Source organism: Pseudomonas silensiensis (assembly GCF_050434865.1).
GTDB classification, from domain to species: domain Bacteria; phylum Pseudomonadota; class Gammaproteobacteria; order Pseudomonadales; family Pseudomonadaceae; genus Aquipseudomonas; species Aquipseudomonas fluorescens_W.
Genome location: NZ_JBNDJH010000013.1, coordinates 109,256 through 132,439 on the forward strand (window position 1 = coordinate 109,256; position 23,184 = coordinate 132,439).

Annotated in this window: 22 protein-coding genes; 17 read left to right on the forward strand and 5 right to left on the reverse strand. The window is 59.5% G+C overall.

Features of this window, described 5'->3' with window-relative positions; genetic code table 11:
- Positions 1-43: 43 nt before the first annotated feature.
- Positions 44-655, reverse strand: a complete 612-nt coding sequence (locus tag QF010_RS19330; RefSeq protein WP_033057625.1) for a glutathione S-transferase — start codon at positions 653-655, stop codon at positions 44-46.
- 77 nt (positions 656-732) lie between these two features.
- Positions 733-1,653, reverse strand: a complete 921-nt coding sequence (locus QF010_RS19335) for a MurR/RpiR family transcriptional regulator (protein ID WP_033057626.1) — start codon at positions 1,651-1,653, stop codon at positions 733-735.
- Between the two features lie 311 nt (positions 1,654-1,964).
- On the opposite strand from QF010_RS19335, the gene QF010_RS19340 reads away from it, so the two are divergent.
- The 14 genes from QF010_RS19340 to QF010_RS19405 all read left to right on the forward strand — a co-directional run bounded on the left by QF010_RS19340 (position 1,965) and on the right by QF010_RS19405 (position 19,796).
- Positions 1,965-3,902: a bifunctional 5-dehydro-2-deoxygluconokinase/5-dehydro-2-deoxyphosphogluconate aldolase gene (locus tag QF010_RS19340; protein WP_429533722.1), complete on the forward strand. Its 1,938-nt coding sequence runs from the start codon at positions 1,965-1,967 to the stop codon at positions 3,900-3,902.
- Between the two features lie 158 nt (positions 3,903-4,060).
- Positions 4,061-4,954: a myo-inosose-2 dehydratase gene (gene iolE / locus QF010_RS19345; protein ID WP_429533723.1), complete on the forward strand. Its 894-nt coding sequence runs from the start codon at positions 4,061-4,063 to the stop codon at positions 4,952-4,954.
- Positions 4,951-5,760: a 5-deoxy-glucuronate isomerase gene (iolB, locus tag QF010_RS19350; protein WP_429533724.1), complete on the forward strand. Its 810-nt coding sequence runs from the start codon at positions 4,951-4,953 to the stop codon at positions 5,758-5,760. The genes iolE and iolB overlap by 4 nt, the downstream gene beginning before the upstream one ends.
- 44 nt (positions 5,761-5,804) lie before the next feature.
- Positions 5,805-7,307, forward strand: coding sequence for a CoA-acylating methylmalonate-semialdehyde dehydrogenase (locus QF010_RS19355; protein ID WP_033057631.1), 1,503 nt, complete (start codon positions 5,805-5,807; stop codon positions 7,305-7,307).
- A 25-nt stretch (positions 7,308-7,332) separates the two neighbouring features.
- Positions 7,333-8,154, forward strand: coding sequence for a TIM barrel protein (locus QF010_RS19360; RefSeq protein WP_429533725.1), 822 nt, complete (start codon positions 7,333-7,335; stop codon positions 8,152-8,154).
- A gap of 11 nt (positions 8,155-8,165) precedes the next feature.
- Positions 8,166-10,097: a 3D-(3,5/4)-trihydroxycyclohexane-1,2-dione acylhydrolase (decyclizing) gene (gene iolD / locus QF010_RS19365; RefSeq protein ID WP_429533726.1), complete on the forward strand. Its 1,932-nt coding sequence runs from the start codon at positions 8,166-8,168 to the stop codon at positions 10,095-10,097.
- A gap of 39 nt (positions 10,098-10,136) precedes the next feature.
- Positions 10,137-11,147, forward strand: a complete 1,011-nt coding sequence (gene iolG / locus QF010_RS19370; RefSeq protein ID WP_033057634.1) for a bifunctional inositol 2-dehydrogenase/D-chiro-inositol 1-dehydrogenase — start codon at positions 10,137-10,139, stop codon at positions 11,145-11,147.
- A gap of 146 nt (positions 11,148-11,293) precedes the next feature.
- Positions 11,294-12,346, forward strand: coding sequence for a Gfo/Idh/MocA family protein (locus QF010_RS19375; protein WP_429533727.1), 1,053 nt, complete (start codon positions 11,294-11,296; stop codon positions 12,344-12,346).
- A gap of 156 nt (positions 12,347-12,502) precedes the next feature.
- The gene (locus QF010_RS19380; protein ID WP_033057636.1) at positions 12,503-13,429 is read left to right on the forward strand and encodes a sugar ABC transporter substrate-binding protein; all 927 of its coding nucleotides are present in this window, start codon (positions 12,503-12,505) and stop codon (positions 13,427-13,429) included.
- A gap of 70 nt (positions 13,430-13,499) precedes the next feature.
- On the forward strand, positions 13,500-15,065 hold the full coding sequence (locus tag QF010_RS19385; RefSeq protein ID WP_429509320.1) for a sugar ABC transporter ATP-binding protein: 1,566 nt from the start codon (positions 13,500-13,502) through the stop codon (positions 15,063-15,065).
- Between the two features lie 194 nt (positions 15,066-15,259).
- Positions 15,260-16,282, forward strand: coding sequence for an ABC transporter permease (locus tag QF010_RS19390; protein WP_008153855.1), 1,023 nt, complete (start codon positions 15,260-15,262; stop codon positions 16,280-16,282).
- Between the two features lie 328 nt (positions 16,283-16,610).
- Positions 16,611-17,015 (forward strand): TraR/DksA family transcriptional regulator, encoded by a 405-nt coding sequence (locus tag QF010_RS19395; protein ID WP_007907888.1) that lies wholly within the window; start codon positions 16,611-16,613, stop codon positions 17,013-17,015.
- Between the two features lie 582 nt (positions 17,016-17,597).
- Entirely contained in the window at positions 17,598-18,821 is a 1,224-nt protein-coding gene (locus QF010_RS19400; RefSeq protein ID WP_429533757.1) for a methyl-accepting chemotaxis protein, read from the forward strand.
- Positions 18,822-19,580: 759 nt separating this feature from the next.
- Positions 19,581-19,796: a hypothetical protein gene (locus QF010_RS19405; RefSeq protein WP_033057639.1), complete on the forward strand. Its 216-nt coding sequence runs from the start codon at positions 19,581-19,583 to the stop codon at positions 19,794-19,796.
- Here the strand turns inward: QF010_RS19405 and QF010_RS19410 are convergent.
- The 3 genes from QF010_RS19410 to QF010_RS19420 all read right to left on the reverse strand — a co-directional run bounded on the left by QF010_RS19410 (position 19,793) and on the right by QF010_RS19420 (position 20,800).
- Positions 19,793-20,032, reverse strand: a complete 240-nt coding sequence (locus tag QF010_RS19410; RefSeq protein ID WP_008151672.1) for a DUF2789 domain-containing protein — start codon at positions 20,030-20,032, stop codon at positions 19,793-19,795. The genes QF010_RS19405 and QF010_RS19410 overlap by 4 nt on opposite strands.
- Before the next feature lie 131 nt (positions 20,033-20,163).
- Positions 20,164-20,394, reverse strand: a complete 231-nt coding sequence (locus QF010_RS19415) for a hypothetical protein (protein WP_033057642.1) — start codon at positions 20,392-20,394, stop codon at positions 20,164-20,166.
- 157 nt (positions 20,395-20,551) lie between these two features.
- Positions 20,552-20,800 carry a hypothetical protein gene (locus tag QF010_RS19420; RefSeq protein WP_033057781.1) on the reverse strand — a complete coding sequence of 83 codons (249 nt, stop codon included), beginning with the start codon at positions 20,798-20,800 and terminating at the stop codon, positions 20,552-20,554.
- Positions 20,801-21,213: 413 nt separating this feature from the next.
- On the opposite strand from QF010_RS19420, the gene QF010_RS19425 reads away from it, so the two are divergent.
- From QF010_RS19425 to QF010_RS19435, 3 genes are all read left to right on the forward strand, one after another.
- Positions 21,214-21,684 (forward strand): hypothetical protein, encoded by a 471-nt coding sequence (locus tag QF010_RS19425; RefSeq protein ID WP_033057644.1) that lies wholly within the window; start codon positions 21,214-21,216, stop codon positions 21,682-21,684.
- The gene (locus QF010_RS19430; protein WP_033057646.1) at positions 21,684-21,887 is read left to right on the forward strand and encodes a hypothetical protein; all 204 of its coding nucleotides are present in this window, start codon (positions 21,684-21,686) and stop codon (positions 21,885-21,887) included. The genes QF010_RS19425 and QF010_RS19430 overlap by 1 nt, the downstream gene beginning before the upstream one ends.
- Positions 21,888-22,005: 118 nt before the next feature.
- A complete protein-coding gene (locus QF010_RS19435) occupies positions 22,006-23,022 on the forward strand; it encodes an ABC transporter substrate-binding protein (RefSeq protein WP_033057648.1) in 1,017 nt (338 codons plus the stop codon).
- Positions 23,023-23,184: the final 162 nt, after the last annotated feature.

Genomic DNA, 23,184 nt, shown 5'->3' on the forward strand with positions numbered 1-23,184 from the left:
AAGCGGCGTTTTGCGTTTTGGGGGACGAAGCAAAGTCAAAAGATCACTCAATCGGTGTACTGACAAACTCCTCAAGCCCCTCGGCATACGCCGTAAACGCACTGATCTGTGGAAACCGATTCACATCCACCTGATCCGGCACCACCAGATTGGTGAAACTCCACGCCACCGCCAGCGTAATCCCGTCTTGAGCAATCGTCCCGTCAGTGTTCAGCGGCTGCATTTCCAGCTCCCGCTCCAGCGCTGAATAGGCGGCCGCCAATTGCCCTTCGACCCGCTCCACCCAAGGTTCAAACTGAATGTTCGCTGGCCGCAGGTTGCGTTCGTAGTAGAGCTGCACGGACTTTTCGCACGCCGCCAGTGCCAGGCCGATCAGGCGCAATGAGCGCAGGCGTTGATCGAGATCGGCGGGCATCAGGCTGTTGCCAGGACCGGCCAAGGCCTCCAGATAATCGATGATCAGCGTCGAGTCGATCAACACCTCGCCGTCGTCGAGCACCAGGGTGGGCGCCTTGACCACCGGGTTGATCTGCTGGAATTGCTCGAAATGCCGAAACACCGAAACCGACTGGTGTTTCAGGGGGATGCCAAGGCGTTTGGCGGAGATGGCGACGCGCCGCACGTAAGGCGAATCCAGCATACCGATCAGCTTCATTGAACCGCTCCTTCAGATGTCCATTTCGGGATGGACAACCTTAGTTTAGCTTCAGCGAGCTGCAAACGGCGTGGGCGCTAATCCTCGAAGCCGACCTGTTCGTGAATCTCATCGACCTTCAATTCCAGCCGATACGCCACGGCGATAAACAGCGCCTGGCACAGACACAGCGTCGCACTCAACGAGCGGAAGGCAAACGAACTGCCTTCGTTGACCAGCAGCACAGTGTTGGCGCGCTTGGCCAGGGGCGAGAGGTTGCTGTCGGTGATGATCAGGGTTTTGGCCTGATGGTGCTGGGCAATGCGCAGGCAGTGCTGGGTTTCCTTTCCGTAGGGCGTGAAGCTGATGGCGATCACCAGGTCATTGGCGCGCACGCTGCGCATCTGCTCGCGGTAGCTGCCGCCGAGCCCCGAAACCAGATGGATGCGCTTGTTGGTGTGTTGCAGGTTGTAGACCAGGTAGTCGGCCACCGCGAACGAACGGCGTACCCCGACCACGTAGATATTGTCGGCATTCACCACCAGGTCGACGGCCTTGTCGAAGGCCTGGTCATCGAGTTCCAGCCCCAGCCGTTCGATACCCGAGAGGGTCGCATTGATGCACTCGCGCGCCAGGTCGCCGCCGCTGGCCTTCTGCGACTTGTTGGCGATCATGCTGCGAATGCGCTGCTGGTAGTTCTGAACCGGCGTGGTCTTGTGGGTATAGGCCTCGCGGAACAGCGCCTGCATTTCGCTGAAGCCACTGAACCCGAAGCGCTGGGAAAACCGCACGATCGCCGACGGGTGCACTTCGCACTCGCGGGCGATGTCGCTGATGCGGTCGACCATGATCCGGTCGCTCTGCTGGCTCATGTAACTGGCGATGCGCTTGAGCTGGCGCGGCAGGCTTTCGTACTCATTGGTGATCAGCTGCAGCAGACGCTCGGCATTGATCGGGGGGCTGGCGAGATCGCTGTCGGGCGTGCTCTCGGTCGTCGCCGGCTGATCGGTGCGGGTCATAAGGAATCCTTCTGGCTTGTTCTTATAGGGAGGACAGAGAGCGTCATCCCCTGACAATAGGTTGGCTGTGCGCAGTCTACAGGGTAGGCCGGAATAAAATCTTGAGCTTGCGGTCAGTACGAGGTGTGCTGAAACGATGCACTGCCTCTGAAACACCTGTACCAAAGTTTATTGGAAAAAATATTCCACGTAAAAAATATTTGGAATAATTATTGATTGTTCGGTCCCGGACGTTTTAGTCTGCATCCACCAAGAGTGTTCGGCGCGGCCATCGCCCCGAACGCAGGCTGATAAAAATAACAGGAGCCAGCATGGGCCAGACTCGTTTTGCCAGTGGGCGTCAATTGGATCTGATTTGCCTGGGGCGCCTGGGCGTCGACCTCTATGCGCAGCAAGTCGGAGCGCGGTTGGAAGATGTTTCAAGCTTCGCCAAATACCTCGGTGGATCGTCCGCCAACATCGCTTTCGGCACGGCTCGGCTGGGCCTGAAATCGGCGATGCTGAGCCGGGTAGGGGACGACCACATGGGTCGCTTCCTCGTTGAATCCCTGACCCGCGAAGGTTGCGATGTCAGCGGCATCAAGGTCGATCCGGAACGCCTGACCGCCATGGTCCTGCTGGGCCTCAAGGATCGCGAAACCTTTCCTTTGGTCTTCTACCGCGAAAACTGCGCCGACATGGCGCTGCGGGCCGAAGACATCAGCGAAGCCTTCATCGCTTCCAGCAAAGCCTTGCTGATCACCGGCACCCATTTCTCCACCGACGGCGTCTACAAGGCGAGCATCCAGGCGCTGGATTACGCCGAGAAGCACAACGTCAAACGGGTGCTGGACATCGACTATCGCCCGGTGCTCTGGGGCCTGGCCGGCAAGGCCGACGGTGAAACCCGTTTCGTCGCCGACCAGAACGTCAGCCAGCATGTGCAGAAAATCCTCCCGCGTTTCGACCTGATCGTCGGTACGGAAGAAGAGTTTTTGATTGCCGGCGGCTCCGAGGATTTGCTAACCGCGCTGCGCAATGTGCGGCGCCTGAGCGCGGCGACCCTGGTGGTCAAGCTCGGCCCCCAGGGCTGCACGGTGATTCACGGGGAGATCCCGGCACGTCTTGAGGACGGCGCGATTTATCCCGGTGTTCGGGTGGAAGTGTTGAACGTGCTGGGCGCTGGCGATGCGTTCATGTCGGGCTTCCTCGCCGGTTGGCTGGAGGATGCGAGCGACGAGCGCTGCTGCCAGTTGGCCAATGCCTGTGGCGGTCTGGTGGTGTCGCGCCATGCCTGCGCGCCGGCCATGCCGACCCGCGCCGAACTCGACTATCTGTTCAACAGTCCGGTGCCGATTACCCGGCCGGATCAGGACGCGGTGTTGCAGCGTCTGCATCAGGTCAGCGTGCCGCGCAAACAGTGGAAGCAACTGTTCATTTTTGCTTTCGACCATCGCGGGCAACTGGTGGAGCTTGCGCACAAGGGCGGTCGCGACCTAAGCGCCATCGGCGAACTCAAGCAACTGTTTATCAAGGCTGTGGAGCGGGTCGAAGCCGATTTGCGCGAGCAGGGCATCGAGGCCGATGTCGGGCTGCTGGCCGATCAACGCTTCGGCCAGGACTCGCTGAACGCTGCCACCGGTCGCGGCTGGTGGGTGGCGCGTCCGGTGGAAGTGCAGGGTTCGCGGCCATTGGCTTTCGAACATGGGCGCTCCATCGGCAGCAACCTGATCGCCTGGCCGCAGGAACAAATCATCAAGTGCCTGGTGCAATTCCACCCTGACGATGAGCCGTTGCTGCGACTGGAACAGGAAGCGCAGATCAAGGGTTTGTACCAGGCCTCGCAGGTCAGTGGTCATGAACTGCTGCTGGAAATCATCCCGCCCAAGGATCATCCCTCGATCCATCCGGACGTGCTCTATCGCGCGCTGAAACGCCTCTACAACCTGGGCATTTACCCGGCGTGGTGGAAGATCGAAGCGCAGAGCGCCGAGGAGTGGAAACAACTCGACGAGCTGATTCAGGAACGTGATCCGTACTGCCGAGGCGTTGTGTTGCTGGGGCTGAATGCACCGGCAGCGGCACTGGCCGAAGGGTTTCAACAGGCCAGCCAGAGCCAGACTTGCCGTGGTTTCGCCGTGGGCCGGACGATATTCCAGGAGCCGAGCCGCGCGTGGATGGCCGGTGAAATCGACGACGAGGCGCTGATCCGTCAGGTGCAGGGCACGTTCGTTGAACTGATCGATGCCTGGCGTACAGCCCGCGCATGACGCCACACCGCAAATCCCTGTAGGAGTGAGCCTGCTCGCGATAGCGGACTGCCAGTCAACATAAATGGCGCCTGACACACCGCTATCGCGAGCAGGCTCACTCCTACAAGGGTTCGCGTCGTATTCAATGGTTAGGTAAAACAATAAAAGGTGCAGCCATGCCCGCTATTCGAATTGGCATCAACCCGATCTCCTGGAGCAACGACGACTTGCCGTCCCTCGGTGGCGAGACGCCGCTGAGCACCGCCCTGAGCGAAGGCAAGGACATCGGCTACGAAGGTTTCGAGCTCAACGGCAAATTCCCCAAGGACGCCAAAGGCGTCGGTGACGTGCTGCGGCCATACGACTTGGCCCTGGTGTCCGGCTGGTATTCCAGCCGTCTGGCCCGCCGCTCGGTGGCCGAAGAAATCGACGCCATCGGCAGTCATGTCGAGCTGTTGGCGAAGAACGGCGCCAAAGTGTTGGTGTACGGTGAAGTCGCCGACTCCATTCAAGGCCAGCGCATTCCGCTGGTCGAGCGTCCACGTTTCCACACCGAACACGCCTGGCAAGCATACGCCGATAAGCTCACTGAGCTGGCGCGCTTCACCTTGTCCCAAGGCGTGCGCCTGGCCTACCACCACCACATGGGCGCCTACGTCGAATCCCCGGCAGACATCGACAAGTTGATGGCGTTGACCGGCAGTGAAGTCGGTCTGCTGTTCGATTCGGGCCATTGCTACATGGGCGGCGGCGAACCGTTGCAGGTGCTGCGCAAACACATCGAACGCATCTGCCACGTGCATTTCAAGGACGTGCGCAAACCGGTGGTGCAACTGGCACGCAACAACCTGTGGAGCTTCCCGGACTGCATCATCAACGGCACGTTCACCGTGCCCGGCGATGGCGACATCGACTTCGGCGCCTTGCTCGACGTGCTGCTGGCGGCCGATTACCACGGCTGGCTGGTGGTCGAAGCCGAGCAGGATCCGGCGGTGGCGCCGAGTTATGCCTACGCCAAAAAAGGCTACGACACCTTGCGTGCGCTGCTCAACGAGAGGATTAAGCGATGAGCCTGCTGGTCAAAAGCAATGCCCGTGGCCGGACCATGGTCGAGCTGGGCAAAGGTGAACTGGAATACGTCGGCTTCGCCGCTTACCGCTTGAGCCTGGGCGAAACACTGCCGATTTGCGCCGGTGATGAAGAACTGTGCCTGGTGCTGCTCAGCGGTCGAGTCAGCATCAAGGGCGAAGCGCCGGGGCAGGGCGCGTTCGACTGGGACAACATCGGCGATCGCCAGTCGGTGTTCGAAGACAAATCCCCCTTCGCCGCGTACTTGCCACCCGGCAGTCAGGCGCAAGTGGTCGCCCTCAGCGATGTGCAAATTGCTGTGTGCGCCGCGCCCGGCTCAACGAGCAACGGCCTCGGCCCACGACTGATCAAACCCGACAGCATGAAGCGCAGTGTGCGCGGCAAAGGCGCCAACACGCGTTACGTCTGCGACATCTTGCCGGACACCGAAGCGGCCCATTCGCTGCTGGTGGTGGAAGTGCGCACGCCGTCGGGTCATTCGTCGAGCTACCCGCCGCACAAGCACGACACCGACGATTTGCCGCACCAGAGTTTTCTTGAAGAAACCTACTACCACCAGATCAACCCGCCCCAGGGCTTCGTGTTCCAGCGGGTGTACACCGATGACCGCAGCATCGATCAAGCCATGGCCGTGGAAAACAGCGACCTCGTGGTTGTGCCCAAGGGCTATCACCCGGTCAGCGTGCCGTACGGCTACGAGTCGTACTACCTGAACGTGATGGCCGGCCCGAAACGTGTCTGGCAGTTCCATAACGATCCGCAGCACAGCTGGCTGCTCGATCTCTGAACTGAAAAGCCTGAATTCCAACCTCTGCATGGAGAACACGATCAATGAGCAGCGCCCCGATCATCGGCCATTACATCCACGGTCAAGTGCAAGACAGCAACAGCGAACGGTTCAGCAACGTCTTCAACCCGGCCACCGGCAGCGTCCAGGCGCGCGTCGGGCTGGCGAGCCAGAAGACCGTCGACGAAGCTGTCGCCTCGGCCCTGAAAGCCTTTCCGGCCTGGTCCGAGCAATCGTCCCTGCGCCGTTCGAGGGTGATGTTCAAGTTCAAGGAATTGCTCGACCAGCATCACGATGAGCTGGCAGAAATCATCAGCCGCGAACACGGCAAGGTGTTTTCGGACGCCAAGGGCGAAGTCACCCGGGGCATCGAAATCGTCGAGTACGCCTGCGGTGCGCCGAACCTGCTGAAAACCGAGTTCAGCGACAACATCGGCGGCGGCATTGATAACTGGAACCTGCGCCAGCCGTTGGGCGTGTGTGCCGGCGTGACGCCGTTCAACTTCCCGGTGATGGTGCCGCTGTGGATGATCCCGCTGGCGCTGATCACCGGTAACTGCTTCATCCTCAAACCGTCGGAGCGCGACCCGTCCGCCAGTTTGCTGATGGCCCGCCTGTTGAGCGAAGCCGGTTTGCCGGACGGTGTGTTCAACGTGGTTCAGGGCGACAAGACCGCGGTCGACGCGTTGCTGCAACACCCGGACATTGAGGCGATTTCCTTTGTCGGCTCGACGCCAATTGCCGAGTACATCCACCAGCAAGCCACCTCCCGTGGCAAGCGTGTGCAGGCACTGGGCGGGGCGAAAAATCACATGATCGTCATGCCCGACGCGGATCTGGATCAAGCGGCGGATGCCTTGATCGGTGCGGCTTACGGCTCGGCCGGCGAGCGCTGCATGGCGATTTCGATTGCCGTGGCGGTGGGTGATGTCGGCGACCAACTGATTGCCAAACTGCTGCCGCGTATTGATCAACTGAAAGTCGGCAACGGCCTGAAGGGCGACAGCGACATGGGGCCGCTGGTGACAGCCGAGCACAAGGCCAAGGTCGAAGGTTTCATCGACGAAGGCGTGGCCCAGGGCGCGCAGCTGATCGTTGATGGCCGTAACTTCAAGGTGCCGGGCGCCGAGAACGGCTTCTTCGTCGGCGCGACGTTGTTCGATAACGTCACGACCGAGATGAGCATCTACCAGCAGGAAATTTTCGGTCCGGTGCTGGGTATCGTTCGGGTGCCGGACTTCGCCAGCGCCGTCGCGTTGATCAACGCCCACGAGTTCGGCAACGGCGTGTCCTGTTTCACTCGCGACGGCGGCATCGCCCGCGCCTTCGCCCGCACCATCAAGGTCGGCATGGTTGGTATCAACGTGCCGATTCCGGTGCCGATGGCCTGGCACTCTTTCGGCGGCTGGAAGCGCTCGCTGTTCGGCGATCACCACGCTTACGGCGAAGAAGGCATTCGCTTCTACAGCCGCTACAAAAGCGTGATGCAGCGCTGGCCCGACAGCATCGCCAAGGGCCCTGAATTCAGCATGCCGACGGCCAACTAATTCACCTGTGCGGAGAACAATAATAATGAGCAAGCCCCTGCGTTTCGCCTTGAACCGTATGGTCGCCCCACGTTTGTCCCTGCCCGCGTTCATCGAGCTGGCGGTGACCCTCAAGGCCGACGCCATCGAAATTCGCAACGACCTTAAAGGCGTCGAGATCGAAGACGGCACCGCACCCGAGCGCGTCCGTGAGTTGTGTGCCGCCCAAGGCATTACCGTGCTATCGATCAACGCGCTGTATCCGTTTGATGTGTGGAATGACGAGCGCCGTGCGCACGCTTTGAAGCTGGCTGCTTATGCCCGTGATTGTGGCGCTCAAGGGCTGGTCATGTGCCCGCTCAATGACCGTGCTGACCCGCGTACCGAGGCCGCACGTGCTTCGGGTTTGCGCACGGCGTTGACTGAACTGGCGCCGATCCTGCGCGATCACGGCATTCTCGGTTTCATCGAGCCGCTGGGTTTCGAAGAGTGCTCGCTGCGCCGCAAGCGCACGGCAGTGGACGCGATCAAGGCCATCGGCGGGCTGGATGTGTTCCGGCTGGTTCACGACACCTTTCACCATCACCTGGCCAGCGAGCATGAGTTCTTCCCCGAGCTGACCGGGTTGGTACACATCTCCGGTGTCGAGGATGCGGAGGCACCACTGGCGAGCATTCGCGACGGCCACCGGGTGCTGGTGGGCGAGGGCGACATCCTCGGCAACGCGGCGCAAATCGACACCTTGCTCAGCAGCGGATACAGCGGCTACCTGTCGTTCGAACCGTTTGCCGACAGCGTCCATGGCCTGGCGGATATCCAGCAGGCGATCGGCGCGAGCATGGATCACCTGAAGAACTCTTTGGCCTGAAAGGTGCGGTTATGACCACAACAAGACTGACCATGGCCCAGGCCCTGGTGAAATTCCTCGATAACCAGTACATCGAGGTCGATGGGGTTCAAAGCAAGTTCGTCGCCGGGATCTTTACCATTTTCGGCCACGGCAATGTGCTGGGTCTTGGGCAAGCCCTGGAACAGGACAGCGGCGACCTGATCGTCCATCAGGGTCGCAACGAGCAAGGCATGGCGCACGCGGCCATCGGTTTCGCCAAGCAACACCTGCGGCGCAAGATCTACGCCTGCTCTTCATCGGTAGGCCCAGGCGCGGCGAACATGCTGACCGCCGCCGCGACGGCGACCGCCAACCGCATTCCCTTGCTGCTGTTGCCCGGCGATGTTTACGCCTGCCGCCAGCCGGACCCGGTGCTGCAACAGATCGAGCAGTTCCACGACCTGAGCATCAGCACCAACGACGCGTTCAAGGCCGTGAGCAAATACTGGGACCGCATCAACCGTCCCGAGCAACTCATGACGGCGGCGATCCACGCCATGCGCGTGCTCACTGACCCCGCCGAAACCGGCGCGGTGACCCTGGCCTTGCCGCAAGACGTGCAAGCCGAAGCCTACGACTACCCTGATTACTTCCTGCAAAAACGCGTGCACCGCATCGAGCGTCGTCCGCCGACTGAAGCGATGCTCGGTGATGCGCTGGCGCTGTTCAAAGGCAAGCGCAAGCCGCTGATTATTTGCGGTGGCGGGGTCAGGTACTCCGGTGCCAACGCGGCGTTGCAGGCGTTTGCCGAGCGCTTCGATATCCCCTTCGCCGAAACCCAGGCCGGCAAGAGTGCGGTGGTGTCCAGTCACCGGCTGAACGTTGGCGGGATTGGCGAAACTGGCTGCCTGGCGGCGAATCTGTTGGCCAGGGATGCGGATCTGATCATCGGTGTCGGCACCCGCTACAGCGATTTCACCACCGCGTCGAAATCCCTGTTCCAGCATCCGGACGTGCAATTTCTCAACCTCAATATCAGCCCCTGCGATGCCCTGAAACTCGACGGGGTGCAACTGTTGGCGGACGCCAAAGTCGGGCTGCAAGCCTTGGCTGAAGCCTTGGGCGGTTACCGTTCTGCGTGGGGTGATCAACCGCGCCAGGCCAAGGCGCAACTGGACGAGGAAGTCGACCGCATCTATCAGGTCGAATACCAGAGCAAAGACTTCATCCCGGAAATCAACGACCACATGGACCCGGCGGTGCTGCGCGAATTCATCGAGCTGACCGGTTCCTGCCTGACCCAGAGCCGCGTGCTCGGTGTGCTCAATGAAAACCTCGCCGATGACGCTGTGATCGTCGCCGCCGCCGGCAGTCTGCCCGGTGACTTGCAGCGCAGCTGGCGTAGCAAGGGGGTGAACACCTATCACGTCGAGTACGGCTATTCCTGCATGGGGTACGAGGTCAACGCCGCGTTGGGTGTGAAACTTGCCGAGCCGGATCGCGAGGTCTATGCGCTGGTCGGCGACGGCTCTTACATGATGCTGCACTCGGAGCTGGCGACCTCGATTCAGGAGCGACGCAAGATCAACGTGGTGTTGCTCGACAACATGACCTTCGGTTGCATCAACAACCTGCAGATGGGCAACGGCATGGACAGCTTCGGCACCGAGTTCCGGTTCCGCAACCCGGAAACCGGCAAGCTCGACGGCGGGTTCGTGCCGGTGGATTTCGCCATGAGCGCGGCGGCTTATGGCTGCAAGACCTACAAGGTGAACACGGTCGAAGAACTCAAAGCGGCATTGGTCGATGCGCGCTTGCAGACGGTGTCGACGCTGATCGACATCAAGGTGCTGCCCAAAACCATGATTCACGGCTACCTGTCGTGGTGGCGGGTCGGCGTGGCGCAAGTCTCCACCAGCGCCCGCACCGATGCGGTGGCCAAGACCCTGAATGAACGACTGGCCAAGGCCCGTCAGTACTGATTGCCCTGAACGAACAACAACAAATCCAGGAGTCATTAAATGTCTTTGAAGCTTGGCGTCATCGGTACCGGGGCCATCGGCCAGGATCACATTCGTCGTTGCAGCCAGACCTTGCTCAACAGCCAGGTGGTTGCTGTGACCGACATCAATTTGCAGCAAGCCGCGAAGGTCGTTTCCGACCTGAAGCTGACCGCCGAGGTCTATCCCGACGGCCACGCGTTGATCAAGGCGCCGGAGGTCGAAGCGATCCTCGTCACCTCCTGGGGCCCGAGCCACGAAGAGTTCGTGCTGGCGGCGATTGCCGCGGGTAAACCGGTGTTCTGCGAGAAACCGCTGGCGGTCACCGCTGAAGGCTGCCGCAAAATCGTCGAGGCCGAAGTGGCCCACGGCAAACGCTTGGTCCAGGTCGGTTTCATGCGCCCATATGACGAAGGTTATCGGGCACTGAAAGCCGTGATCGACAGCGGTCAGATTGGTGAGCCACTGATGTTGCACTGCGCGCACCGCAACCCGACCGTGGGTGAAAACTACAAGACCGACATGGCGATCACCGACACCCTGATCCATGAACTGGACGTGTTGCGCTGGTTGCTCGACGACGATTACGTGTCGGTGCAAGTGGTGTTCCCACGCAAGAGCAGCAAGGCGCTCGCGCATTTGAAAGACCCGCAGATCGTGCTGCTGGAAACCGCCAAGGGCACGCGCATCGACGTGGAAGTGTTTGTTAACTGCCAATACGGCTACGACATCCAGTGCGAAGTGGTGGGGGAGACTGGCATCGCCAAACTGCCGGAGCCGTCGCAGGTTCAGTTGCGCAGCGGCGCGAAGTTGTCCAACGCGATACTGATGGACTGGAAGGATCGGTTTATTGCTGCATACGACGTTGAGTTGCAGGCGTTCATTGATGGTGTGCGCGCTGGCCAGGTTGGCGGCCCATCGGCATGGGACGGCTTCGCCGCCGCTGTCGCAGCAGATGCGTGCATCGAAGCGCAAAACAGCGGCCAGATCGTAAAAGTAGCTCTCCCTGACCGCCCACACTTCTACGGCTAACCCGGATCCCCTGTAGGAGCGAGGCTTGCCCGCGAAGGCGCTGTGTCAGAGGACATCAATGTTGACTGTGCCGCCGCCTTCGCGGGCAAGCCTCGCTCCTACAGGGCTAAGCCCGCGGTTACATAACAATAAGAAGGAATGCACACATGCGTATCGGACTTGTCGGTTACGGCCATGGCGGCCGGTTTTTCCATGCTCCGCTGATCAGCAGTTTGCCGGCGGCGACGTTTGTGGGTGTGGTCACCCGTTCACCGGAACGCCGACAGTTGCTGGCGGCCGAGCACCCAGGAGTGCCCGCGTTCGACAGCATCGGCCAACTGGTGGAGGCCGGGATCGATGTGCTGGTGGTGTCCACACCGCTAAAGGGCCGTCCGGCGCTGGTGCTCGATGGCATCGAACACGGGGTGGCGGTGGTCAGCGACAAACCGTTCGCCGCTGATGCGCAGCAAGCCCAAACCCTGATCACCATGGCCGAGCGCCAGGGCGTGCAGCTCAGCGTCTACCAGAACCGTCGCTGGGATTCGGACTTCCTGACCGTGCGCAAACTCATCGAGTCCGGTGCGCTAGGCAAGGTCACCCGTTTCGAGTCGCGGATCGAGCGTTACTCGCCACAGGCGGTGAACAACGGCAGCGGCGGGGGCTTCCTTCGCGACTTGGGTAGCCATCTGGTGGATCAGGCGTTGCTGTTGTTCGGCCCGGTGACACGGGTCTACGCCGAACTGGATTATCTGGAAAAAAGCCAGGTCTTCGATAACGGCTTCTTTATAGCCCTGACTCATGCCAGTGGCGTCACCTCCCACCTGGGTGGCAGTTGCCTGCAAAACACCCCCGGCCCGCGCTTTAGGGTGACCGGCACCCAAGGTTGTTACAGCGTCGATGGTTTGGACGGGCAAGAAGCATCGGCACTCGCCGGGCTCTCGCCGAAATCCGAAGGTGAGCGCTGGGGTGTTGAAGAGCATCGCCGCTGGGGCTGGTTCGAACAGGGTGAGGTGCGCGAGCGGGTTCCCTCCGAGCGCGGTTGCTGGAATCAGTTCTATTTACAGCTACAAGCCGCGTTACAGAGCGGTGGCCCACTGCCCGTGGATGCCCGTGATGCACTGGCGACCACCCGTGTACTAGACGCTGCGCGACTGAGCGCCGAGCGGCATCAAGTGGTGGAATTGGGCCCCTTCAAGAGCCATGGAATAAATTTAGAATAAAATTCTAAAATGAGTTGATATGGAAATTAAATTCCAATAAAGTCATTTTCAGCGACCTGCCTCGCTACCTGTTTCAACTCTTTTCCCGCTTGCCTGCTTACTGAAATCGTCACGCCTCATCCATAAAACCAACAAGAATGTGGAGAAAGACTTTTCATGAAGACCAAGATCCGCTTCGCCTCACTTGCCTTGTCCCTGATGTTCGCCAGTGGCGCGGCGCTCGCCGATATGAAGATCGGCGTCAGCATGTCCCAATTCGATGACACCTGGCTCACCTATCTGCGCGAATCCATGGACAAGAAAGCCAAGTCCTATCCCGAGGGCGTACAGCTGCAATTCGAAGACGCCCGCAGCGACGTGGTCAAACAGTTGAGCCAGGTAGAAAGCTTCATCAGCCAGAAGGTCGATGCCATCGTGGTCAACCCGGTGGATACCGCCGCCACCAAAAAAATCACTGAAGCCGCCGTCAAGGCCGGCATTCCGCTGGTCTACGTCAACCGCCGCCCCGATGACCTGAAGCTGCCCAAAGGCGTGGTGACTGTCGCCTCCAACGACCTGGAGGCCGGTGAAATGCAGATGCAGTACCTGGCCGACAAAATGGGCGGCAAGGGCGACATCGTGATTCTGCTGGGCGACCTCGCGAACAACTCCACCACCAACCGCACCAAGGGCGTCAAAGACGTTCTGGCCAAATACCCGAACATCAAGATCGAGCAAGAGCAGACCGGCATCTGGTCGCGGGACAAGGGCATGACCCTGGTCAACGATTGGCTGACCCAGGGCCGCAAGTTCGATGCAGTCGTGGCCAACAACGACGAAATGGCCATCGGTGCCGCCATGGCCCTGAGTCAGGCCGGTGTCGACAAAGGCAGCGTTTTGATCGCCGGTGTCGACGGCACGCCCGACGGGTTGAACGCGATCAAGAAAGGCAGCATGGCGGTCTCAGTATTTCAGGACGCCAAAGGTCAGGCAGATGGTTCGATCGACACCGCCGTGAAAATGGCCAGGAACGAGCCGGTTGAACAGGCCGTTTGGGTGCCATACCGCTTGATCACCCCGCAAAACGTCGACACGTTCAAATAGCCCGCCCGTTCAATAACAACAATAAACACGCAAGGTTGCGACCGCGACCTTGCTGATGGAGTACCTGATCATGTTCGCTTCAGCGACTGCTTCGAGCACCCCGTTGGTGGGTATCCAGCCAGCTGCAACTCCTGTCGATGAGCCGTACCTGCTGGAGATCATCAACGTCAGCAAGGGTTTTCCCGGTGTGGTGGCCTTGTCCGATGTGCAGCTTCGGGTACGCCCGGGTTCCGTGCTGGCCCTGATGGGCGAAAACGGCGCCGGCAAATCCACCCTGATGAAAATCATTGCCGGCATCTATCAGCCGGACGCCGGTGAACTTCGCCTGAAAGGCAAACCGGTGGTGTTCGAAACGCCATTGGCTGCGCTCCAGGCCGGGATCGCGATGATTCACCAGGAACTCAACCTGATGCCGCACATGAGCATCGCCGAGAACATCTGGATCGGCCGTGAGCAGCTCAACGGTTTCCACATGATCGACCACCGCGAAATGCATCGCTGCACGGCGAAACTGCTGGAACGCCTGCGGATCAACCTCGATCCGGAAGAACAGGTCGGCAACCTGAGCATCGCCGAACGGCAGATGGTCGAGATCGCCAAGGCTGTGTCCTACGATTCCGACATCCTGATCATGGATGAGCCGACCTCGGCCATCACCGACAAGGAAGTGGCGCACCTGTTCTCGATCATTGCCGACCTCAAGAGTCAGGGCAAAGGCATCATCTACATCACCCACAAAATGAACGAAGTGTTCAGCATCGCCGATGAAGTGGCGGTGTTCCGTGACGGCGCCTACATCGGCCTGCAACGGGCCGACAGCATGGACGGCGACAGCCTGATTTCGATGATGGTCGGCCGCGAGCTGAGCCAGTTGTTCCCGGTGCGTGAAAAGCCGATCGGCGATCTGTTGCTATCTGTGCGTGACCTGAAACTGGACGGCATTTTCAAGGATGTTTCCTTCGACCTTCACGCTGGCGAAATCCTCGGCATCGCGGGGTTGATGGGCTCAGGACGCACCAACGTTGCCGAAGCGATTTTCGGCATCACCCCGAGCGACGGTGGCGAGATTCGTCTCGACGGCGAAGTGGTGCGCATCAGCGATCCGCACATGGCGATCGAGAAGGGCTTCGCGCTACTGACCGAAGATCGCAAGCTCAGCGGCCTGTTCCCGTGCCTGTCGGTGCTGGAGAACATGGAAATGGCAGTGCTGCCGCATTACGCCGGCCACGGTTTCATCCAGCAAAAAGCCCTGCGCGTCTTGTGCGAAGACATGTGCAAGAAACTGCGGGTGAAAACCCCGTCGCTGGAGCAGTGCATCGACACCTTGTCCGGCGGTAATCAGCAGAAGGCCTTGCTGGCTCGCTGGCTGATGACCAATCCACGGATCCTGATTCTCGACGAGCCGACCCGCGGCATCGACGTCGGCGCCAAGGCCGAGATCTACCGGCTCATTTCCTGCCTCGCCAGCGAAGGCATGGCGGTGATCATGATTTCCTCGGAGCTGCCGGAAGTGCTCGGCATGAGCGACCGGGTGATGGTCATGCACGAGGGCGACCTGATGGGCACTCTCGACCGCAGCGAAGCGACCCAGGAACGAGTGATGCAATTGGCCTCGGGTATGTCCCAGTGTCATTAATTCGAGTGTGAACACAGTCCTGTGGCGGGGGAGCTTGTTTGTGGCGAGGGAGCTTGCTCCCGCTGGGTCGCGAAGCGGCCCCAAAAGAATGGGACTGCTGCGCAGTCCAGCGGGAGCAAGCTCCCTCGCCACAGGCAATCACTGGCCACAGGGTATGTATTCGATGCCGGAATTCATTAGAAGGGTGAGTGTTTATGAACGCGATACTGGAAAACAAGCCAGCAACGGCACCGGTCAAGAGTCGCCGGCGCTTTCCGACCGAGTTGAGTATTTTCCTGGTGCTGATTGGCATCGGCCTGGTCTTTGAAGTGTTTGGCTGGATCGTGCGCGACCAGAGCTTCCTGATGAACTCCCAGCGTCTGGTGCTGATGATCCTGCAGGTGTCGATCATCGGTCTGCTGGCGATCGGCGTGACCCAGGTGATCATCACCACGGGTATCGACCTGTCCTCGGGCTCGGTGCTGGCGCTGTCGGCGATGATCGCTGCCAGTCTGGCCCAGACGTCGGACTTCGCCCGGGCGGTGTTCCCGTCGCTGACTGACTTGCCAGTGTGGATTCCGGTGATTGCCGGGCTCGGGGTAGGGCTGCTGGCGGGTGCGATCAACGGCAGCATCATTGCCATCACTGGTATCCCGCCGTTCATTGCCACCCTCGGCATGATGGTCTCGGCTCGTGGCCTCGCGCGTTACTACACCGAAGGCCAGCCGGTGAGCATGCTCTCGGATTCCTACACGGCGATCGGACACGGCGCGATGCCGGTGATCATTTTCCTGGTGGTCGCGGTGATTTTTCATATCGCCCTGCGTTACACCAAGTACGGTAAGTACACCTACGCCATCGGCGGCAACATGCAGGCGGCGCGTACCTCGGGGATCAACGTCAAGCGGCATCTGGTGATCGTCTACAGCATCGCCGGGTTGCTGGCAGGCCTGGCGGGTGTGGTGGCGTCGGCACGGGCCGCGACCGGGCAGGCCGGGATGGGCATGTCTTATGAGCTGGACGCGATTGCCGCAGCCGTGATCGGCGGCACCAGCCTGGCCGGCGGAGTAGGGCGCATCACCGGCACGGTGATCGGCGCACTGATCCTCGGGGTCATGGCCAGCGGTTTCACCTTCGTCGGCGTCGATGCTTACATTCAGGACATCATCAAAGGCCTGATCATCGTGGTCGCAGTGGTCATCGATCAGTACCGCAACAAGCGCAAACTCAAGCGTTGAGCCTCAGATAAAGCAGCCAATGCGCCACGCCTGACCCGCGTGGCGCAGCCGTTTGTCTTCTATATACAGCCGCTCGATTGAATTTCTTGCTATAAACGCACTCCGATAACCACCGCAAAGACTGCCATAGAGCACTTTCAGGGCTTTGTCGGACAAATTCGCTGTCTTTTCAGTTGCTGAGGCCTCAAGTCGGCCTTAGACTGCCGCCCCTCGTAAATTGAGTGCCGGGTGGCGCTTGGAATTACACGGCGCCGTTCCGATAGCCGACCCAGGTCTGCCGGAACGCTCCCTAATTCGCCTTAATGCACGTTTTTTTATAGAGATATCAATGACAAAGGACAAGTTGCTGGCCATGCCGGCGGATGACTACATGAATGCCGAGCAACATGCTTTTTTCTCTGAGCTGTTGCAGAACATGAAAGTCGAAACTCATGAGCGCATAGAACAGAACCGCATCGCCATCGAAAGCCTGGACACCCCGGCCGATCCGGCCGACGCCGCTTCTGTTGAAGAAGAGCGCACCTGGCTGGTGAACGCGATCGATCGCGACCAGCGCATGCTGCCTCAGTTGGAACAGGCTCTGGAACGCATCAAGGAAGACAGCTTTGGCTGGTGCGACGACAGCGGCGAGGCCATTGGCCTGAAGCGCTTGCTGATCAGCCCGACCACCAAGTACTGCATCGAAGCTCAAGAGCGTCACGAACAGATCGACAAGCACCAGCGTCAGGCCTGATTTCGTAACGCCCCGCATCGCGGGCAAGCCTCACTCCTGTCAGGAGCAAGGCTTGCCCGCGATGCTTTTTTTCGTCTGCGAAAAACCCGCGCACTTCTATTGATCTGCTGCAAGGCCCACTACTAATGGACCATAGATAATGGCCTTGTAGTGGCGTTTAATGCCGATACAACAATTAGAATGACTCGGGGGATGACGAAGATGACGCGTGACGGATCTGTGGTGGCAGCAGTGTCTGCCCCCGTGCTTTTGCCGAAAAACCTTTGGCTGACGCCGACTCTGCAAAGCATCGCCCTGATGCTCTTGTTGTGCGGCATGACGCTGGGCGGCTGGTCGCTTTACCTTGGCCTGCCATTGGCGGTGCTGGTGATCTGGGTACCTCGCTTGCGCTCGCGCGCTACCCCTGAAGCAACCCCCGTCGACAGCGCCAGCGCGATTGCCGAGTTGACTCGCGATCTTTCCTACACCACCAGTCATAACGCGTTGTCCGCCGCCGGTGTGGCCTTTTCGGTCAAGCAACTGGCCGACAAACTGCAATCGCAGCTCGGTGCCGCGGCGCAGATTGTCAGCAACGCCGAAGTGATGATCGCGACCGAACAAGCCACCTCGACACTCAGCCGGGAAGCCCTCAGTGCGGCCAGCGAGGCCCATCGGAGCAGCGCGGCAGGGCGTACGGAACTGATCGAGTCCATCGCCCGTATGCATCAACTCAGTCAGCGCGCCAGTAACAGCCGTGAACTGATCGAAGCCCTGAGCCTGCGCAGTGATGATATCCAGCGGGTCACCCTGGTGATTCAGTCCATCGCTAGCCAGACCAATCTGCTGGCATTGAACGCGGCTATCGAGGCGGCGCGGGCCGGGGAGCATGGTCGCGGATTTGCGGTGGTGGCCGATGAGGTTCGCGGTCTGGCCGCGCGTACTGCGACGGCTACTGGCGAAGTCGGGGAAATGGTCGCTGATATTCAGCAACGCACCTCGCAAGTGGTGGAGCAGATCCGCCAACTGTCCAGCGACCTCGACACCGGTGTCGAGCAGGTCGAGCACACCGGTCAGCATCTGGAGAACATTGCGCGTCTGGCTGCCGGCGTCGAAAGCCAGGTAGGGGAAATCGCCAGGGGTGCCGACACCAACCGCGAACAACTCGATAGCCTGTTTCACGCCATCGAACAGATGCGCAGCGACCTGGCGATCAGCGACCAACAGACCCAGCGCCTGGCCCAGGCCGCCGTGCAAATGGAAGGTCAGGCCGAAACCATCAGCGAACGCCTCGCCGAAGTCGGGCTGGATGACTATCACCAACGGATTTATGACCTGGCCCGCGAAGGCGCGAGTCAGATTGCGGCGCGCTTCGAGGCGGATATCGATGAGGGCCGCGTGAGCCTCGATGATCTGTTTGATCGCAATTACCAAACCATTCCCAACACCAGCCCGGCCAAGTACCAGACCCGATTCGATCGCTACGCCGATCAGGTCTTGCCGGCGATCCAGGAACCCTTGTTGCCGCGTCATGAAGGCCTGGTGTTCGCCATCGCCTGTACGCAGCAGGGGTATGTGCCGACCCACAACAAGGTCTTCAGCCAACCACTGACCGGTGATGCGCAGGTCGATACCTTGCAGAACCGCACCAAACGCAAATTCGCCGACCGCACCGGGATCCGCTGTGGCAGTCACCAGCAGGCCGTATTGCTGCAAACCTACACCCGCGATACCGGTGAACTGATGCACGACCTCTCGGTGCCGATCATGCTCAAGGGCCGGCATTGGGGTGGTTTGCGATTGGGTTACAAGCCGGAAAAATCTCGTTGAGTTGATTGTTGTTGTTGTTAACGGGGGTTGGGGTTGGGGCTGGATTGGGGGCATATCCGTTTCTGCGGTGATGGCTGATTACGGTTTCGCTTTTACAGCGAGTCACTTGGAAAAGCCCCAAGTAACCAAGGGCTCTTGCCCCGCCATTCGGTGCCTCGCCTAGGCTCGGCATGCCCTCACTCCGGCATTGCTCCGGGGGCCCGCCGCCATCGGCCATCCATGGCCGGGGGCGGCTACCGCGGCATCCTTGCCGCGGTGCCCCCTGCGCAACGCCTGCGTTCGGCCTCTGGGAAAGGGGCGGCAGATCTGAAGCCAAAGCAACGGCAACAACCACAGCCACAGCAAGATCAAAAGATCGTAGCCTCGTTTCACTCGACAGCTCCTACCGGGGGAGGGGGTGTACGCACGCTTCTCACCACTCAACAGGCCGAGCGTTAGCTCGCCTGCCGCTTTTGATCTTGATGCACCGCCGCCTCGAGAGGCCCACGGAGCAGGACCGGAGCGAGGGCATGCCGAGCCTGGGCGAAGCACCGAACGACAGGGGCAAGAGCCCTTGGTTACTTGGGGCTTTTCCAAGTGACCCGCTGTAAGAGCGGAACCATAAGTCGCCGTGACCGCAGAAACGGATATGTACCCAGCCGTCACGGCATTGTTGCGATTCTGACAATTAATCTGTGCAGCGCCGTTGCTGTTTCCTCGCCGATGAACTCATTACCATGCCTACATAGTTAGGTTGCTAATGAAACTCGAGAGGTCAACATGCAAAGCAAAGTCGATGTCGCAGTCATGATAGGCAGCGGTGTGCCTGCCAGTTTGCGTACGATGGGGAAGAGCGTGTGTTGGGTGGTGCTACTCAATGGCGAACGCCGCGGAACGGCGTTCTCAAGTCGCGAAGAGGCGCAGGAGTGCAGGGCTGCCTGGTTGGCGCAACTGAACGCCGAAACACCCGACAGCCTGCATGGAATCAGCGGCTAGTGAATCTGATGCATACGCAGGTTCAGGTCGTCGACCACCCGCGCCCAATCCGCGTCTTCACGCAATTGTTCTTTCAGGAAGCCGGCCTGCTGCGGGGTCCAGAACTCGGCATCGATGAGTTTCTTGTTGTCGGCCAGGGGTGAATGGCTGGCAATGAAATCGTCGATGGCCTTCTCGCTGGAGTCCAGACCGAGTTGGTCGAACAAACCTTTCAAGTCATGTGTCGGTGAATCCATGTTCATCTCCTTGCGGGTCGCGTCGAGTGCGAGATCTGAGGGGCGGCTTCAATACATCTGAGAGAGCCGCGCTTCAGGAGTTCGATGGCGATGTTCAAAAGCAGAAGAGAGCATAGACTGCAAACCGGCTATCAGGCTTTCAATGCGCCTTCATCGACGGCAAGTTTCAGCGCCTTGGCGGCTTCCTGGGCGGCAATGGCGGCGACGTCCGAGGTCTTGAACCAGCGATCTTTCTCGACCTGGTGATAGGTCACGGTGGTCAGCGGTGGTTTGGCGCGCATGATAATGACTGCCTGGAATTCGCCTTCAACTTCTCTGGCTTCGCCCCGGATAAAAAACTCACCGATATCAAATTCCGTCACGTAGCAGCCTTCCTTTGAAATATTCTGTTGTTTTGAACGCCGCCCACCCTGGGGACGGGTTTCATTGGTCGGGCAGTATGGCAGTAGTTGCATGCCGGCGGCTGAGTTAAGTCGCCGGCATGACGAAGCGTCTATGGAACTGAATGTGACGGGACCGTCAACCGCGTAACTCGAGCGAGCGGGCAAGGGCGCAGGCTTCGTTATGATTGCCGCGGAAACCTCTGACGCGGCCGGTGGAAATTTCCTTGATATGAAAAAAGGCATTGCCGGCCAGAATGACCTGAAAGCGTGGCGGGGCAAGCTCTTCAGGGTAGTATTCATACGATTGAAACATCCCTGGGGGCAGTGTTCTCGAACTGTTCGTGTTAGGCGCCTGGGGGGGAGCAAAATGTGTCAGCGTGCACATATGAAGTCCTTTTCGTTGTTTTACCGACGTGCGTACGTGGTTTTGGGTAGTCTCGATGAGCATCGCTGCTCTAGAATCACCGTCAGTGTTTGGCGATCGATGTTCATCTAAAGCAATTTTTTGCTGGCGATATGTCGGAAAAGTGCTTTTTTTAAAGAGTTTTTTCCCTAAAGTTGGTAGTCCCGTTTTTCTGGCCGTCGAAAGGGCTTTTTCCTTCAACCTCTGACGAACACCAGGCAAGACGACGTGAGTGTTGTTCCAGTAGTCTTCTAAAACCTCGCGATGAATGAGCGCTCCGCTCGTTTCAGGATGTCAACCCGGGTCATTTGGCTACACCTTCGGCATTGCCGCTTTTTTCTGCTGTGCGCTATTTTCCTGCGTGCAGCATCATTTTCAGATGTGGGGATGTTTCCTTGGCAGTAAGTAATCTCGATATGCATGCTTTGTTCGTGTTGGGTGATTTGCGCGCAAAGCTGGTTAAACAGTTCCAGTCACGTTTTGTTTACATCACCGAACAGAACGCTGAAGGCATTTATATTGCCGAGATCGACACCGAAGAGGCGCTGGTGGTTGATGACAAACCAGGGCTTAAACTCAAGGTCGGCGATCATTTCAGCGCCTCTGTATTGCCCAGTCGCGAAGGCGGCAAGCTGGACATCAAGTTCCGCGAAATCAAACTGACGGTGTACGGCCTGGGTGATTACGCTTTCGTCACCACCGCTGATGGCCACGGGATCGTGTTCAAGGAAGGGCATAGCGTGGTGATGGTGTTCGCCGCTCACCAACAGTTGCAGGAAGGCCTGACCAAAACCCTGAAAGCCGTGACCGGCAAGGCTGCCAAGTGGCGCAAGGGGGAACTGGTCACCTTCAAGGCCAGCGAATAATGACCCTGACCCGCGCCGACTTCCACGAACAGAACCAGGCCAACGCACAAGCTGAAGCCCAGCGGCTGTTCGACCAGAAGGCTGTTTTGCAAGGTGCATGGCTGAGTTGGGTGGCGTCACAGATCTATGCGTTGCGTCCGGCGGAGTACGCCAGCATGGTACGAAGAGCGTTGGCGCGTTTGCAGGAACCTCCCGAAAACTGATTGACCTCCCTCGAAAGCAGGAACCTCTACTACAGTCAGTTGACTGAGTATTCAGAGGCTTCGCGGTCTTCTGCCAGGCCATCCTGCTATTGCTGTGAACAGCACGAGGTGCAAAAGCATGAACGGATTTCGACGGTTGCTGGCCGCTACCCTGGCCACTTTCGGATTGTTGGCTTCACCCGTTCCGGTGTTCGCTGCCCAGGCGCCGATCCACTTCGCCGATCTGAACTGGGAAAGCGGCAGCCTGATCACCGATATCCTGCGGATCATCGTCGAGAAGGGCTACGGGCTGCCGACCGATACCTTGCCGGGGACGACCATCACCCTGGAGACCGCACTGGCCAACAATGACATTCAGGTCATTGGCGAAGAATGGGCCGGTCGCAGTCCGGTCTGGGTCAAGGCTGAGGCCGAAGGCAAAGTCGCGAGTCTCGGCGATACGGTCAAGGGCGCCACCGAAGGCTGGTGGGTGCCCGAATACGTGGTCAAAGGCGACCCGGCGAAAGGCATCAAGCCGCTGGCGCCGGGCCTGCGCAGTGTCAGCGACCTGCCGAAATACAAGGGCGTGTTCAGCGATCCGGAAACCCCGGGCAAGGGGCGCTTCCTCAACAGCCCGATCGGCTGGACGTCGGAAGTGGTCAACAAACAGAAACTCAAGGCTTATGGGCTTGACGACAGCTATGTGAATTTCCGCAGCGGCTCCGGTGCAGCGCTGGATGCGGAGATCAGTTCTTCGATTCGACGCGGCAAACCGGTGCTGTTCTATTACTGGTCACCCACTCCGTTGCTCGGCCGCTTCAAACTGATTCAGCTCGAAGAGCCGCCGTTCGACGCCGATGCCTGGAAAACCCTGACCGACGCCGACCACCCGAATCCGAAACCGACTCGCTCACTGCCCTCGAAGCTGTCCATTGGCGTGTCCACGCCATTCCAGAAACAGTATCCGCAGATTGCCGAGTTCTTCACAAAGGTCGATTTGCCAATCGATCCATTGAACAGGGCGCTGGCCGAGATGAGCGAAAAACATACCCCGCCACGGCAGGCGGCGCAGGCGTTCATGAAGGCGCACCCGGACGTGTGGCAGGCCTGGGTGCCCAAGGATGTGGCGGATAAAGTGTCTGCCGAGTTGAAATGATGTGGTGAGGCTGATAGCGCCTTTCGCGAGCAAGCCCGCTCCCACAGTTGATCGCGTCCCCCTGTAGGAGCGAGCCTGCTCGCGAAACTCTAAGAATCGGGTCTGAACTCGGCATACACCTCATTGGTCAGGTTTCGCACCCGGCCGGTGACGGGCGATGAC

Excerpts from the sequence above, each read along its gene's own strand:
- QF010_RS19330 (WP_033057625.1), bottom strand. The coding sequence starts at position 655 with ATGAAGCTGATCGGTATGCTGGATTCGCCTTACGTGCGGCGCGTCGCC.
- QF010_RS19335 (WP_033057626.1), bottom strand. The coding sequence starts at position 1,653 with ATGACCCGCACCGATCAGCCGGCGACGACCGAGAGCACGCCCGACAGC.
- QF010_RS19340 (WP_429533722.1), top strand. The coding sequence starts at position 1,965 with ATGGGCCAGACTCGTTTTGCCAGTGGGCGTCAATTGGATCTGATTTGC.
- iolE (WP_429533723.1), top strand. The coding sequence starts at position 4,061 with ATGCCCGCTATTCGAATTGGCATCAACCCGATCTCCTGGAGCAACGAC.
- iolB (WP_429533724.1), top strand. The coding sequence starts at position 4,951 with ATGAGCCTGCTGGTCAAAAGCAATGCCCGTGGCCGGACCATGGTCGAG.
- QF010_RS19355 (WP_033057631.1), top strand. The coding sequence starts at position 5,805 with ATGAGCAGCGCCCCGATCATCGGCCATTACATCCACGGTCAAGTGCAA.
- QF010_RS19360 (WP_429533725.1), top strand. The coding sequence starts at position 7,333 with ATGAGCAAGCCCCTGCGTTTCGCCTTGAACCGTATGGTCGCCCCACGT.
- iolD (WP_429533726.1), top strand. The coding sequence starts at position 8,166 with ATGACCACAACAAGACTGACCATGGCCCAGGCCCTGGTGAAATTCCTC.
- iolG (WP_033057634.1), top strand. The coding sequence starts at position 10,137 with ATGTCTTTGAAGCTTGGCGTCATCGGTACCGGGGCCATCGGCCAGGAT.
- QF010_RS19375 (WP_429533727.1), top strand. The coding sequence starts at position 11,294 with ATGCGTATCGGACTTGTCGGTTACGGCCATGGCGGCCGGTTTTTCCAT.
- QF010_RS19380 (WP_033057636.1), top strand. The coding sequence starts at position 12,503 with ATGAAGACCAAGATCCGCTTCGCCTCACTTGCCTTGTCCCTGATGTTC.
- QF010_RS19385 (WP_429509320.1), top strand. The coding sequence starts at position 13,500 with ATGTTCGCTTCAGCGACTGCTTCGAGCACCCCGTTGGTGGGTATCCAG.
- QF010_RS19390 (WP_008153855.1), top strand. The coding sequence starts at position 15,260 with ATGAACGCGATACTGGAAAACAAGCCAGCAACGGCACCGGTCAAGAGT.
- QF010_RS19395 (WP_007907888.1), top strand. The coding sequence starts at position 16,611 with ATGACAAAGGACAAGTTGCTGGCCATGCCGGCGGATGACTACATGAAT.
- QF010_RS19400 (WP_429533757.1), top strand. The coding sequence starts at position 17,598 with ATGATCGCGACCGAACAAGCCACCTCGACACTCAGCCGGGAAGCCCTC.
- QF010_RS19405 (WP_033057639.1), top strand. The coding sequence starts at position 19,581 with ATGCAAAGCAAAGTCGATGTCGCAGTCATGATAGGCAGCGGTGTGCCT.
- QF010_RS19410 (WP_008151672.1), bottom strand. The coding sequence starts at position 20,032 with ATGGATTCACCGACACATGACTTGAAAGGTTTGTTCGACCAACTCGGT.
- QF010_RS19420 (WP_033057781.1), bottom strand. The coding sequence starts at position 20,800 with ATGTGCACGCTGACACATTTTGCTCCCCCCCAGGCGCCTAACACGAAC.
- QF010_RS19430 (WP_033057646.1), top strand. The coding sequence starts at position 21,684 with ATGACCCTGACCCGCGCCGACTTCCACGAACAGAACCAGGCCAACGCA.
- QF010_RS19435 (WP_033057648.1), top strand. The coding sequence starts at position 22,006 with ATGAACGGATTTCGACGGTTGCTGGCCGCTACCCTGGCCACTTTCGGA.